The organism is Aromatoleum buckelii (genome assembly GCF_012910785.2).
Classification (GTDB): Bacteria; Pseudomonadota; Gammaproteobacteria; order Burkholderiales; family Rhodocyclaceae; genus Aromatoleum; species Aromatoleum buckelii.
In genome coordinates, this window is the sequence record NZ_WTVH02000009.1 from 571882 (window position 1) to 585260 (window position 13379).

General features: G+C 65.5%; 12 protein-coding genes. All 12 read left to right on the forward strand.

Going from position 1 to position 13379, the window contains the following annotated elements; genetic code table 11:
* Positions 1–151 precede the first annotated feature (151 nt).
* The 12 genes from GO608_RS08840 (at position 152) to GO608_RS08895 (ending at position 13372) form a co-directional block, all read left to right on the forward strand.
* Entirely contained in the window at positions 152–613 is a 462-nt protein-coding gene (locus GO608_RS08840; RefSeq protein ID WP_169197341.1) for a hypothetical protein, read from the forward strand.
* The gene (locus GO608_RS08845) at positions 614–808 is read left to right on the forward strand and encodes a hypothetical protein (RefSeq protein WP_169197340.1); all 195 of its coding nucleotides are present in this window, start codon (positions 614–616) and stop codon (positions 806–808) included. It begins immediately after the preceding gene.
* Positions 805–2133: a ferredoxin reductase family protein gene (locus GO608_RS08850; RefSeq protein ID WP_169197339.1), complete on the forward strand. Its 1329-nt coding sequence runs from the start codon at positions 805–807 to the stop codon at positions 2131–2133. Before GO608_RS08845 ends, GO608_RS08850 begins: the two co-directional genes overlap by 4 nt.
* 114 nt (positions 2134–2247) lie before the next feature.
* Positions 2248–4572: an acetate/propionate family kinase gene (locus tag GO608_RS08855; RefSeq protein ID WP_169197338.1), complete on the forward strand. Its 2325-nt coding sequence runs from the start codon at positions 2248–2250 to the stop codon at positions 4570–4572.
* Positions 4573–4940: 368 nt separating this feature from the next.
* Complete coding sequence (locus GO608_RS08860; protein WP_169197337.1) at positions 4941–5567, forward strand: superoxide dismutase family protein; 627 nt, start codon at positions 4941–4943, stop codon at positions 5565–5567.
* A 189-nt stretch (positions 5568–5756) separates the two neighbouring features.
* Positions 5757–6362, forward strand: coding sequence for a DUF937 domain-containing protein (locus GO608_RS08865; protein WP_169197336.1), 606 nt, complete (start codon positions 5757–5759; stop codon positions 6360–6362).
* Positions 6362–6907, forward strand: coding sequence for a DUF3617 domain-containing protein (locus GO608_RS08870; RefSeq protein ID WP_169197335.1), 546 nt, complete (start codon positions 6362–6364; stop codon positions 6905–6907). The genes GO608_RS08865 and GO608_RS08870 overlap by 1 nt, the downstream gene beginning before the upstream one ends.
* 107 nt (positions 6908–7014) lie before the next feature.
* A complete protein-coding gene (locus GO608_RS08875) occupies positions 7015–9063 on the forward strand; it encodes a helicase-related protein (RefSeq protein WP_247002964.1) in 2049 nt (682 codons plus the stop codon).
* 285 nt (positions 9064–9348) lie between these two features.
* Entirely contained in the window at positions 9349–10743 is a 1395-nt protein-coding gene (locus tag GO608_RS08880; protein WP_169199477.1) for an MFS transporter, read from the forward strand.
* A 562-nt stretch (positions 10744–11305) separates the two neighbouring features.
* A complete protein-coding gene (locus tag GO608_RS08885) occupies positions 11306–12337 on the forward strand; it encodes a TRAP transporter substrate-binding protein (protein ID WP_169199476.1) in 1032 nt (343 codons plus the stop codon).
* Positions 12338–12521: 184 nt separating this feature from the next.
* Positions 12522–12896, forward strand: a complete 375-nt coding sequence (locus tag GO608_RS08890; protein WP_169199475.1) for an ArsR/SmtB family transcription factor — start codon at positions 12522–12524, stop codon at positions 12894–12896.
* Entirely contained in the window at positions 12893–13372 is a 480-nt protein-coding gene (locus tag GO608_RS08895) for an arsenate reductase ArsC (protein WP_169199474.1), read from the forward strand. The genes GO608_RS08890 and GO608_RS08895 overlap by 4 nt, the downstream gene beginning before the upstream one ends.
* Positions 13373–13379 lie beyond the last annotated feature (7 nt).

Genomic DNA, 13379 nt, shown 5'->3' on the forward strand with positions numbered 1-13379 from the left:
ATCACGCAGTACCATAACCCGCACGGCTTAAGGCTTTGCGGGTTTTTTGTTATGCCAGCCGACGAAGTCCTGTCTCTTGCCGGGGCATTCATCTTCGGTTCAGGCAACAAAATCTAGACTCGGTCCATGTTTACAACTACCGGGTCTTGTCATGAAACGTCGCGCCGCAACTTCGATCCTGTTTGTTTCAGCACTGCTTGTTGCGCCTGTTTTGGCGCTGGCCGACGTCGAATCGGCGCGCTCCGAACTTTCCGCGGAGCGTCCCGTCGTGCCCGGACCGCTCGGGCCGCGCATGGAGGTGATCCGCGCGACGCTCGTCACCTCCATCAAGGCTCATCCCGACCTGCGCCTTACGCAAGCTGAAGGCGCAGCGCTTGCGTTGGAAGTGGGCAGGGAAATCGATTCGATTCTTGCGGACAGGGCGCTTTCCCGCGCGGCGGGCAGACAGGCGAGCTTGCTGCTTGGCGACATGCGCGACGGGCTCGAGCTCATGCGCACGGCAGGCCACGATGACGCGCGGCGCGTCGGATTGATGAAGGTCGTCCAGGACCTGAGACTCTACGGGCTGCTGTTCGAGCATCCGGGATGGCAAGGTGTGCCGGAAACCCGCTGAATGGCGAAGCGCCTTTCGGACATCCTCGACATCCTCTGGCGCCACTTTTTCATCCGGACGATCCCGCTGTCCTACATCCCGGTACAAGAGAAGGCTCAGGCGCAGGGCATGATCCTGCCCCGCCTGCCCCGCCTGCCCCGCCTGCCGCGTCGACGCAGGCCCCGGTCACTGCATGCCCCGGAGTTTTCATCATGAAACGAATCAAGCTCGGACTCATCTTCGTCCTCATCTTGCTCAGCCTGCTGTGGTGGCAGGCCGATCCGCTGTTGCTGCAGGGCGACCGTTTCTTCGCCGTGCGCAAGCTGGTGGTCAACTACACCGGCGTGCTTGCGATGGGCGTGATGAGCTTCGCCATGGTGCTGGCTTTGCGACCGGTGATCCTGGAACCGCTCCTCGGCGGGCTGGACAAGGGTTATCGGCTGCACAAGTGGCTTGGCATTTCCGGGCTGGTGCTGGGCGTCACGCACTGGCTCTGGGGCAAGGGGCCGAAATGGGCGGTGGGCTGGGGGTGGCTCGAGCGTCCGCAGCGCGGCCCTCGTCCCGAGCAGACTGTGGAAATTTTCCGCTTCTTCCAGGAGCAGCGCGGCCTGGCCGAGACCATCGGCGAGTGGGCGTTCTACGCGTTCGTCATCGCTGCTGCGATCGCGCTGACGAAGCGCTTTCCCTACCGTCGCTTCTTCCAGATACACCGCGTCCTGGCGGTTGTGTACCTGGCGCTCGTGGTGCACAGCGTGATCCTGCTGCCATTCTCATACTGGGGCACTGCCGTCGGCGTCGTGATGGGGGTGTTGATGGCGGCCGGCAGCTACGCGGCAGTCAAATCCCTGCGCGGCCAGATCGGCCGCAGCCATCGCGCCGCGGCCGAGATCGAGACGCTCGTGCGCCATCCGGGCAATCAGGTGCTCGAAGTCGGGCTCAGGCTGAAGAGCCCGTGGCGTGGCCACGACGCCGGCCAGTTCGCCTTCGTCACCTTCGACCGGCGCGAGGGGCCGCATCCCTTCACGATTTCGTCAGCGTGGAAAGGGGACGGGCGGCTTGTGTTCATGATCAAGGCGCTGGGCGACTACACGAAGAGCCTGCCGGAGACGCTCAGCGTGGGAAGCCCGGTCGAAGTGGAAGGCCCCTACGGCCGCTTCGACTTCAGCGGCGACCAGGCGCACCAGATCTGGGTCGCGGGCGGTATCGGCATCACGCCCTTCATCGCCCGTCTGCAGGGGCTGGCGGGGGAACCGTCCCATCCGCCGGTCGATCTTTTCTACAGCACGAGCGCGCTGGACGAAAATTTCATCGCGAGCATCCGGGAACTCGCCGAGCGCGCAAGGGTACGGCTGCATGTCCTGATTGCCGACCGGGATGGCCGCCTCGATGCGGACGGGATCTGCCGCCGTGTGCCGGACTGGCAAGCCGCCGGGTTGTGGTTCTGCGGACCGGCCGGATTCGGGCAGGCATTGCGTCGGGCGTTCAGCGCGAAAGGGTTCGCCGAGGAGAGGTTTCACCAGGAGTTGTTCGAGATGCGGTGAGGGAACCTGCAGGTGCTGGCTCCCGGCTGCGGCCCGGCGGAAAGAGTGCTTTGGTGCGTTGCAGCAGAATGCTAGTCTTCAATGCACGGAATAACGCATTGGAGCGAAAACGGTATGAGCGAAGCTGACCTGAAGAGGTTTTTCCTCGAGCAGGTACGCCTGTTCGAGAGTTTCCCCGCGGGCAAGGTCGAGGAGATCGTCGCCAGATCCCGCATGGCGACTTTCGAGGGCAACGAAGCGATCCTCGAAACCGGTGACGAGGGCCGCTATATCGGAGTGGTGGTCAGTGGCCACGCCGAGATCTCGATCACCGACAACACCGGCACGCGATCGGTGATCAGCGAGCTCGGCGCGGGCGATGTGTTCGGCGTGATGTCGCTGCTCACCGGCGATCGCATCATTGCCGACGTCATCGCCGGCAACCGCTGCTTCGTGCTCATGATCCCGCGGGAAGTCTTCGAAGCCTGCATCCTGACCAATCCGAAGGCTGTTGCCTACCTCTCGCGCCTGCTGGCCGAACGGAGCCGGGCGATGTCGGTGGATCTCGCGACCGCCCAGAGCCGGGCCATCGCCAGATCGGATGATCCGTATGCGCTGTCGCTCGGTACCAGCACGCCGGGCAAGGTCCTGGTGCTCAACGTCGGAATCAGCCAGATTCATTTCGGCATCTACGACACCCGGGATCTCGGTTCCGACATCCACGGCATCATCGACAACATCGACGAGGACATTGCCCGCATCAGCGTCGCAGTCGGTCCGCATGTCCGCAACATGGAGTGCGCGCGGTTTCCGCTGTCCGAGCTGTTCGCGGTAATGCAGGCGGCCACCGGATTGCTCGGCGATGCGTTCGCCTTTCATCCGCAGGAGGTCAGCGCCGTTGGCCATCGCGTGGTGCATGGCGGGAGCAGGTTTTCCAGTGCAGCCGTCATCACGCCGGCGGTCATCGCCGACATCGAGGCGCTCTCGGTATTCGCCCCGCTGCACAACCCGGTAAACGTCCAGGGCATCCGGGAGGCAATGAGGCAACTGCCCGGGGTGCCGCATGTCGCAGTGTTCGACACCGCTTTCCACCAGACTCTGCCGCCCTACGCGTATCTGTACGGGTTGCCCTACGAGCTGTACAAGCAGGGCGGCATTCGCCGCTACGGGTTCCACGGCACCTCGCACCGCTACGTGTCGCTGAAGGCGGCCGAAGTGCTCAGGCGTCCGCTGGGCGAACTGGAGATCGTGTCCTGCCATCTCGGGATCGGCGCCTCGCTGTGTGCGATCGACCACGGCCGCTCGGTCGACACCACGATGGGGATGACGCCTGCCGACGGCCTGATCATGCCAAGTCGCTCCGGCAGCGTCGATCCGGCGGTGATGATCCATCTGTTGCAGAACTGCGGGATGTCGCCGGAGCAGCTCTCGAATCTGATCAACACCGAGAGCGGCATGAAAGGCATTTCCGGCATCTCCGGCGATATCCACGAGATCGAGGCTGCCGCCAACGAAGGACATCATCGCGCGCTGCTTGCGCACAAGGCGTTCTGCTATCAGGTGCGCAAGAACATCGGCGCCTGCGTCGCGGCGATGGGGGGCATCGATGTGCTGACCTTCACCGGCGACGTCGGCGAAACCAGTGCCGCCGTGCGCAGCCTGGCCTGCCAGGGCCTGGGTTACATGGGCATTCGGCTCGACGAGGAAAAGAACCGCAACCTCGGCAAGGTCAATTCCTGCAGCGTCATCTCGGCTGATGATTCACCGGTCACCATCCTTGTTATCGCCAATGACGACGAGCGTCTGGTGGCCTGGGAAACCCTGCGCGCGATCGAGCGCAATGACCTGACGGTGGCGATGAAGGAAGGCCATCCCGAGGCGCCGATCCCGATCGAGGTCTCGGCCCACCACGTGCACCTGTCGCAAGCCGACGTAGACAAACTGTTCGGGCCCGGGCACCAGCTGACGCCGGAACACGAGCTTTCCCAGCCGGGCCAGTTCGCCTGCAGCGAAAAGGTTCACCTGGTCGGTCCCAAAGGGCGGATCGCCAACGTCCGCGTTCTCGGACCCACGCGCAAGGAAACCCAGGTGGAGATCGCCATGACCGAGCAGTTCAAGGTCGGCATCCAGCCTCCGATCCGCCAGTCCGGCGACCTCGCCAATACTCCCGGCGTGACTCTCGAAGGCCCGTACGGCAGCACGACGCTCGAGCGCGGCGTGATCTGCGCACAGCGGCATATCCACATGGCTCCCGAGGACGCGCTGCGCTTTCGCGTGCGCGACAACTACGTCGTGCGCGTACGTGTGGGCGGTGACCGCGAAATGATCTTCGGCGATGTCGTGGTGCGGGTGAATCCCGCCTATCGCCTGGCGATGCACATCGATACCGACGAGGGCAACGCGGCAAATATCCGGACCGGCATGATCGGCTACATCGAGGAGATCCAGAGCCGGCACTAGCGCCTGGAAAGTGACCTCAGCCCGTTCCAGGGCACTTCGCGTCCGCCCGTTTGGCGACGTTCTGCAAAGGCCCAGTCAAGGTGCCAGGCGACAAGCGTAAACCTTGCGCTCGATGCCCGAGTGAAAGCCGGCATCCTGATTCGGCGCCTACGGGCACGAATCGCAACTACCGGACCCGGTGTCGGGCACCTATACAGTAAGGATGCCGTTACCGCCAGCGCATTGGCGTCATGTGGGCGAGCATCGGCGGGGCGTGCCGCTGGAGCCTCGGAGGTGGGGGCCGAAGCGCAACAGCTGCGCTCGACGGCGAGGCCGCTGGGGCTTCGGTTTCATCGTGCTCCCGTCCGTCCCTTAATGGTAGTCCTTCAATGAACAAGGAGACTGTGATGATGCGAGGATGCCGTACGGCGGTGATTGCGGTTGCACTGGGGAGTCTGTTTCCGGCAGCGCAGGCTGCCGACTCGATGGAGCGAGATGGGGATCGCATGATGCGCTTGAGGGCGTCGGCCACGATCGATGGCTGCACCGATCCCGGTATTGTGGGAGCGGCGCGTTTTGTCGAGCGTCCCTCGCCCGAAGGGGTGAAGCTCGTCGATGTTCAGATTTCGGTGAAAGGATTGCCCGATGGCCTGCATGCGGTTCATATTCATCAGACCGGAGCGTGTGCGCCCACCTGCGCCGCCGCGGGTGGTCATTTCGATCCGGGACCGTACGGCCACGTGTCGCCCGACGGTAATCACCCATTCCACGCCGGCGACCTGATCAACCTCGACGTCAAGAATGGTCGCGGCATGCTCAGGACCACCACCAGCCGAGTCACCCTTTCGCCCGGCCCGCTCGGGGTGTTCGACAGCGACGGCAGCGCCCTCATCGTGCATGTCGATCCCGATACCTATTGTCCTGACGGCGCGGTCCCCGGTTGCGCAGGGGGCGGGCGCGCTGCTTGCGGCATTATCGAACCGGTTGGTGGCGACGAGGACGAGTGGTTCGATTGAGCGGCCCGCCAGTGCCGGCCCCATCGTGGTGAAAATCGAGGGGCGGCACTATCATCAAGATTCACGCAGCTGCGCTCCGGCAGGACGGGCTGTTTCTTCATCTCCGGAAACCGAGTACGGCGCGGCGCGGTTTTCCCTGCCCGGCCCGGCCCGGGCCGGCTGCGTAACCATCCCTACAGGAGCAAGCACATGCAGATCACGGACATCCTTGCGCAGACAGGCGGGCTGCAGTCGCTCGCGCGCGAACTGGGCCTTAGCGAGACGCAGGCGGCGAGGGGCGCCGAGGCGCTCGTTCCGGCAATCCTTGGCGGATTCAAGAAGCAGGCGCAGTCACAGCCTGCGGGGGCCGAAGGACTCGATGGACTGCTCGGGCAACTGGGCGGCGGTGCGCTTCTCGATCAGGTGCTGGCGCCGCAACCCACGGACGTGAGCCGGGGCGACAACGTGCTCGGCGAGATATTCGGCTCGAAGGACGTAAGTCGCGCAGTCGCGCAGAACGCGTCCGACCGGTCGGGCCTCGATCCCTCGCTGTTGAAGAAGATGCTGCCGATGCTTGCAATGCTCGTCGCAGGCTATTTGGCGAAACAGCGGGGCGCCGGCGACGCCGGGCACTCCTCTCCAATGGGCGGCGGGCTCGGTGGCCTGGGAGGTCTGTTCGGCGACCGACCGTCAGGCGCTGCCGGCGATGCAACCCCTGGCCGCGCTGCTCCGGGACTCGCTTCGATGCTCGACCTCGACGGCGACGGCAACATGCTCGACGACATCTTGCGTATGGCCGGCAAGGTGATGCGCTGATGAGTACGGCACGTTCGCTGATTCTCGGTCTTTCGGTGCTGTGCATGACTGCAGCCGGGCATGCCGCGGATATTCGGCCCGGGCTGTGGGAATTTCGCTCGACGCGGATGAACATCGGCGGGCTGCCCGACATGTCGTCGCAGATGGCGCAGATGCAGCAGCATCTGAAGAGCCTTCCTCCGGACATGCGCCGCATCGTCGAGCAGCAGATGACGGAACGCGGCGTGACCCTGGGGCAGGATGGCACGGTGCGCAGCTGCATCTCGCCGGAACAGGCGAAGGAGGACAACATCTACTCCGGCAAGACCGAGGGCAACTGCACGCTGGGCAACGTGATGAAGACCGGCGACAGCGTGACGGGACGCCTGACCTGCACGCAGCCGCAAGCCACCGGCGACTTCGCGGCGCGGGTCAGCAGTCCGGAACACTTCACGACGCGCGTCAATATGAAGTCGGCGCACGGCGACATGCAGATGGAAACCGAAGCCCGCTGGCTTTCCGCACACTGCGAAGTTCCTCAGCGCGTGCCGCCCATAGCGCGTTAGGGTCGGGCGGCAGGTACTGGGGGTTTCGGGGGAAGGAATGGGGCGGCTGCGCCGGTGCGAAGCGCCTGCCGTCGAAGTTTGCGTCGTTATTGACCGAGTCGAACAAATTGGAAGAGAACTTCTTCATCGATCCCGAAGCGATCGTTCCGGCCGGGCAGGACCCGGAAGGCGACGACGCGCTGCTTGACGTCGCCCGCGAGTTGCACGCCTACCTGCAGGGATTCGGCGCCCGGCTGGTGCACAACGAAGGCGCGGTCGCGATCGAGGTCGCCGGCAATGTCGAGGTCGATGGTCGCCGCTATCCGTTCCGCCTCGTGCCCGAGCGCGGCGTCCTCGCCCGTGTCCAGAAGTGGCGCAAGCTCGCTGCCGAGCGTCATCTGGCGCTGGTCCGCGAGCGGCTCAACGAGGCGTCGGTCGCCGAGTTCGAAAGCGAGGTGCACCGTTTTGTCGCGCGTGTGCTGCGCGAGGCCGAAGCCGAGGGGCTGGCCGGAGCGCGCTTTCTGCGCGCGCTCGAAACCGGCAAGGAGCTGGCGAGCCGGCGCTTTCGCATCGTCGAGGACCGGCTCGCCGAAGCGTCGTCACGCCGTCGCACCGAGACGCTTGCCGAGGTCGCGCGCGGCACGGTCCAGCTCACCCGCTACCCCGAGTCGTTCGAGACCGCATTCATGATGCGGCGCCGCTTCGTCGCGATCCTCGGGCCGACGAACTCCGGCAAGACCCATCAGGCGATGGAAGCGCTCGCGCAGGCAGCAACGGGTGTGTACCTCGCGCCGCTGCGCCTGCTCGCGCTGGAGAACTACGAACGCCTCGCCGACCGCGGCGTCGCGGTGAGCCTGGTGACCGGCGAGGAGCGCCGCCTCACGCCCGGGGCGACACACGTCGCAAGCACGATCGAGATGCTCGACACGTCGCGCGCGGTCGAAGTCGCGGTGATCGACGAGATCCAGATGCTCGAGGACCTCGAGCGCGGCTCCGCCTGGACCGCTGCCGTGTGCGGGGCGGCGGCGAAGACCGTGTATCTGCTCGGCGCGCTGTCGGCGCGTCCAGCGGTCGAGGCGCTCGCCGAGCGCCTTGGCTGCGAGCTCGAAGTGACCACGCTCGCGCGCAAGTCGCCGCTCGAGATGGCGCCGCGCGCCGTGGGCAGCATCGGCCAGCTGCGCCGCGGCGACGCGGTCATCGCGTTCTCGCGCCGCGACGTGCTCAACTGGGCGACGAACATCGCCGCGGCCGGATTTCGCGTCGCGACGATCTACGGCAACCTCTCGCCCGAGGTCCGGCGCGCGCAGGCGCAGCGCTTTCGCGACGGCGAGGCCGACATCGTCGTCGCGACCGACGCGATCGGCATGGGGCTCAATCTTCCGGTCGCGCGGGTCGTGTTCTCCACCGCGAAGAAGTTCGACGGCATCTCCGAGGACCTCCTGGCGCCGTGGCTCACGCACCAGATCGCCGGCCGGGCGGGGCGTTTCGGCCTGCACGAGGCGGGGCTGGTGGCTGGATTCGATGACCACACCCACCGCATCATCTCGCGCCTGATGCGCACGCCGGCCGACCCGTTGTCGAACCGCGGCTTCTACGTCACCCCGTCGCTACGGCACGTGAAGAGCATCGCCGCGGCAACCGGGGAGCGTACGCTGGCGCGGCTGCTCGAACTGTTCTCGCGCAACATCGACCTCACCGATGATTTCTTTCTCCCCGGCGACCTCAGCGAGCAGACCGAGCGCGCGCAATGGCTCGACTCCCTGCCGCTGTCGCTCGAGCACCGCTTCACGCTGTCGCTCGTGCCGGTGTCGACGCGGGTCGAAACGCTCAATCAGGCGTGGCAGGGATGGGCGCGGGCGCTGGCGAAGGAGCGTAGCTCGCATCTGTCGATCGAACCGGTCGGCGACGCGCGCTATGCGTTGCAGGCGGCGGAGGACGCGTGCAAGAAGTACTCGGCGTACGCGTGGCTGGGCTACCGACTGCCCGATTACTATCCTGATGCCGAAGCGGCAGTGGCGCTCGCGCGCAGCATGTCGGAGACGGTGGACGAGATGCTCGCCCGCCAGCACGGCCGGCGGCGCGACGAGAAACGCACTCCGACTCCCGCCCGGCGCGTTCGCCGCGGCCCCGCATTTCGAGGCGATCGACGAGAAGGGCGGACGCGCACCGGGGAATGAGCGGCATCCGCATAGGCGGTCGCGTGCGCCCGCCTGTATGTAACTCGCATTGAATGCCGATGTGCTGGCTGCCCTGCATTTCCGCAGCGACGGCAAAAAAGTTGTATCTGCAACTGCTTGATTCCCACCAAATCAACTGCTATTGTTCCGCCCGTTTTGGGCCGTCCCGCCCGGGTTGCTTCCAGCGAGGCCTCCGGATGGAGGTCGTGCGGCGCGCCGCGAGCGCACGCGGCGGCGCATGAAATCAAAACGGCACGCGATCAGGAATTCAACGGAGACAAGTTCATGCTGCAAAAATCGTCGCCCGGCGGGGCGCCCGTCGACATCGGCCGGATCCTCGATCACGGACCCTTCACGTCGATGCAGATGCTCGCCGTCATGCTCGCCGCGTTCGCGATCGTCATGGACGGATTCGACGGACAGCTGATCGGGTTTGCGATCCCGATGCTGATCAAGGAGTGGGGCATCACCCGCGCGGCGTTTGCGCCGGCGGTGGCGGCGGGCCTCGTCGGCATGGCAGTCGGCAGCGCCTGCGCCGGGATCGTTGCCGACCGGATCGGCCGGCGGCTGGTCGTCGCCGCGAGCGTGTTCCTGTTCGGCATTGCGACCTGCGCGATCGGCTTCGCGCCCGACGTGGTCACGATCTCGGTGCTGCGATTCATCGCAGGCCTGGGGATCGGCGGTGCATTGCCGAGCGCCTCGACGATGACCGCCGAGTTCACGCCCGCGCGTCATCGGACTCTCGCAGTCACCTCGACGATCGTGTGCTACCCGCTCGGCGGCATGCTCGCGGGCCTGTTCGCGAGCGCAATCCTTCCGGTGTTCGGCTGGCGCGGGCTGTTCTGGATCGGCGGCGCATTGCCGATCGCGTACAGTTTCGTGCTGCTCGCAACGCTCCCCGAGTCGCCCCGTTATCTCGCCCGCAAACCGAATTACTGGCCGGCGCTGAAGAAACTGCTCGCCCGCATGGCCCGTCCGACCACCCCCGACACGACTTTCGTCGATGCGGCGGAGCGGGCGGCCGAACAGCGCGCCGGATTCGCTTCGCTGTTCGCCGGGGGACTGGCACGCGACACGCTCGCGATCTGGTGCGGATTCTTCATGGTCATGCTGGCGACCTACACCGCGTTCAGCTGGCTGCCGGCGATGCTCGCGTCCGAGGGGCTTCCCGCGGCGTTGGCCAGTTCCGGTCTGACCGCCTACAACCTTGGCGGCGTCGTGGGGTCGCTGGGCTGCGCGGTCGCGATCACGCGTTTCGGCTCGCGCTGGCCGCTGATCCTGTGCTCGGTCGGCGCGGCTGCGAGCGCGTTCCTGCTCAAGTACGTCGATATCGCCGAGAACGGAACCTGGCTGATGATCGGCCTCGGCGTGCACGGCATGTTCGTCATCGCGGTGCAGGCAACGATGTACGCGCTGTGCGCATATGTCTACCCGACGATCGTGCGCGCCACCGGCACCGCCTCGGCGCTGTCCTTCGGCCGCCTCGGCGCGATCCTGAGCTCGTTCGCGGGCGCTGCCGTCATCACCTCCGGCGGCGCGTCGTCCTACCTGTCGATGCTCGGCTTCACGATGGTCTTGACGCTCGTTGCGCTGGCGCTCGTCAAACGCCATATCCCAAGCGTGAACGCACAGCCGCCCGTCGCTGCGCCTGCGGCGGCGACGGCAAAAGGCTACGCCTGATCGTATCAGGCCCGGCCCGGACTTCGCCTTTCGGCAGGGCCGGGCCTTCCGCTGTTGCGGAAGCTGCCGGTGACGGGCAGCACGTTTCCTCGCCGCCTTCACCCTTTGTCCCGGTTGTAATCACGTCCCGTCCGGCGCCGAGTGCCTCGTGTATCCGGCGATTGCCTCTCGCCGGCCAGCCGGCTTACGTTGCTGTTGGTGGCGTCGATATCGCCGAAGCTCACTGCCCCCAACATGCGAACTTCGCCTCGTGCACGATGGCGCGCGCCTCGTACGCACAGGCCATCACCACGGCCGATAGCCGGCGTCGGCTCGCCTCAGGTTCGGATGGGTGGTACCTGAAGGTGCATCGGCAATCGCGTTTGACAACTTGTAATGAGTGAACCATCATTCGCACGCATTGACCGACGGGCCATCGGTGCGAGCCTTTCGCGGGTACGGAGGCGGTGCGCGGCCGATCCGCAGTTCTTTTGCTGCTGTTTTCCTGGGCGTTCCGCTGCATCCGGTTCGGACTGTTGGTCACGGCCGAAGCCGGTCATCCCACCTGTAGAAAGGAAAAACGATGAAGACTCGCAACGTGCTCACACCGCTTTTCGCCTCCGTCCTGATGACGTTCGGCGCCGCCCACGCGCAAGGGGACAACGTCGTCACACTGCGCCTGCACCACTTTCTGCCGCCGTCGTCGAATGCCCAGGTGAAACTCATCGAGCCGTGGTGTGCAAAGATCGGCGCGGAATCCGCAGGCCGGCTGAAATGCCAGATCTATCCGGCCATGCAGATGGGGGGGACGCCGGCGCAACTGTTCGATCAGGCCAAGGATGGCGTCGCCGACATCGTCTGGGCGGTTCCCGGGTACCAGGCGGGGCGCTTCCTCGTGTCGGAGGTGTTCGAACTGCCGTTCATGGGCATTTCGGGTGAAAAGTCCAGCCGGGCGTTGTGGGCCTATGCGACGAAAAACGCGACGGACGAATATCGGGGTATACGGCCGCTGATGTTCCACGTCATTGCCGGAATGGCGCTGCACACGACGAAGAAGCCGATCAGGACGATGGCGGATTTCAATGGCCTCAAACTGCGTGCGCCGACCCGTCTCGCCACCCAGATGGTGACCGCATTCGGCGGGACGCCGGTGCCGATGCCGATGCCCCAGGTCTCGGAGAGCCTCGCCAAAGGTGTCATCGATGGCGCCATGATGCCGTGGGAAGTGGTGCCGGCGATCAAGGCGCAGGAGATCGTGAAGTATCACAGCGAGACCGACCCGACGATGCCGCTGCTGTCGACGACCACCTTCGTGCTGGCGATGAATCCGGCGAAATACGACAGCCTGCCGGCGGAACTGAAGAAAGTCATCGACGCTAACAGCGGGGCCGACATGTCGGCGTGGGCGGGCAAGGTTTTTGACGAGGCGACGCTGACCGGGCGCCAGTCGGGCGTGGATCACAAGAACACGTTCTACATGGTGCCCGCGGACGAAGTGAAGAAGTGGCAGAAGGCCTCGGACGGGGTCGCGATGGAGTGGGTCAGCGAAGCCACGGCGAAAGGCCACGATGGGCAGAGGCTTCTCGCGGAAGCCAGGGCGCTTCTCGCCAACTGACGGGCCTGCCGTGCGGGCGCAAGCACGGCAGTAAGCAGTCGCCCGACGCAGCCGAAACGAAGGCCGTTGATCTGGACGGGCAGCGAGCCAGCTCCTTGCCCGTTTTCATGCTGGTCCGTTCCCGAATTGACCGCCCGCGATTCGCTGCTCTACAATATTTCGAAAATAGTGGAAACATAGAATCATGGACCAGAAATCAGCGCTTGCGGTGTTCGAGAGTCTCTCGTCCGGAGTGCGGCTGGATGTGTTTCGACTACTCGTCAAGGCGGAGCCGACGGGTGTCGTCGCCGGCGAGATCGCCTCTGCACTGGACGTCGCCCCGAGCAGCCTGTCTTTCCACCTGCGCACGCTCACCCAGGCGGGCCTGCTCACCGTCGAACAGGAGGGGCGCTTTCTGCGCTACCGGGCGAATCTTTCGCTGATGGCCGAAGTCATCGGTTTCCTCACCGAAAACTGCTGCGCCGGCGTCCCCGGGCGCTGTGCGGCGATATGCGATGCCGAGGCGCAGCTTGCGGACTGCGCCGGCAGCCGCAGTGTCGGTACGGAGCGCCGGGCATGAAAGTGCTGTTCCTGTGCACCGGCAACTCGTGCCGCTCGATTCTCGCCGAAGCCACGTTCAACGTGCTGGCCCCGCAGGGGCTGGAAGCGATCAGCGCGGGCAGCCGCCCTGCCGGCTACGTCCACCCGCGCGCGCTCGCGCTGCTGGCGCGCGAAGGGATCTCGACCGAAGGGCTGTCGAGCAAGTCGTGGGATGAACTTCCGGTTACGCCCGACCTCGTCATTACCGTTTGCGGCAGCGCAGCCAGTGAAACGTGTCCGGCCTATCTCGGACCCGTCGTGCGCGCGCACTGGGGCGTCGAGGATCCCGCCGAGGCGAGCGGCAGCGATGCCCGGATCGACGCCGCCTTCGAACATGCCTACCGCACGCTGCGCGCCCGCATCGAAGCGTTTCTCACGCTTCCGGAAAACCTTGCCCGACGCGATCCAGCCGCCTTCCGCGCGGCGCTCGAGCGCATCGGGCAGATCGCTGCCTGACCCCGTA

Coding starts and splice junctions, on each gene's coding strand:
- GO608_RS08865 (WP_169197336.1), top strand. CDS start 5,757: ATGCAGATCACGGACATCCTTGCGCAGACAGGCGGGCTGCAGTCGCTC.
- GO608_RS08885 (WP_169199476.1), top strand. CDS start 11,306: ATGAAGACTCGCAACGTGCTCACACCGCTTTTCGCCTCCGTCCTGATG.
- GO608_RS08860 (WP_169197337.1), top strand. CDS start 4,941: ATGAACAAGGAGACTGTGATGATGCGAGGATGCCGTACGGCGGTGATT.
- GO608_RS08845 (WP_169197340.1), top strand. CDS start 614: ATGGCGAAGCGCCTTTCGGACATCCTCGACATCCTCTGGCGCCACTTT.
- GO608_RS08895 (WP_169199474.1), top strand. CDS start 12,893: ATGAAAGTGCTGTTCCTGTGCACCGGCAACTCGTGCCGCTCGATTCTC.
- GO608_RS08855 (WP_169197338.1), top strand. CDS start 2,248: ATGAGCGAAGCTGACCTGAAGAGGTTTTTCCTCGAGCAGGTACGCCTG.
- GO608_RS08880 (WP_169199477.1), top strand. CDS start 9,349: ATGCTGCAAAAATCGTCGCCCGGCGGGGCGCCCGTCGACATCGGCCGG.
- GO608_RS08840 (WP_169197341.1), top strand. CDS start 152: ATGAAACGTCGCGCCGCAACTTCGATCCTGTTTGTTTCAGCACTGCTT.
- GO608_RS08870 (WP_169197335.1), top strand. CDS start 6,362: ATGAGTACGGCACGTTCGCTGATTCTCGGTCTTTCGGTGCTGTGCATG.
- GO608_RS08850 (WP_169197339.1), top strand. CDS start 805: ATGAAACGAATCAAGCTCGGACTCATCTTCGTCCTCATCTTGCTCAGC.
- GO608_RS08890 (WP_169199475.1), top strand. CDS start 12,522: ATGGACCAGAAATCAGCGCTTGCGGTGTTCGAGAGTCTCTCGTCCGGA.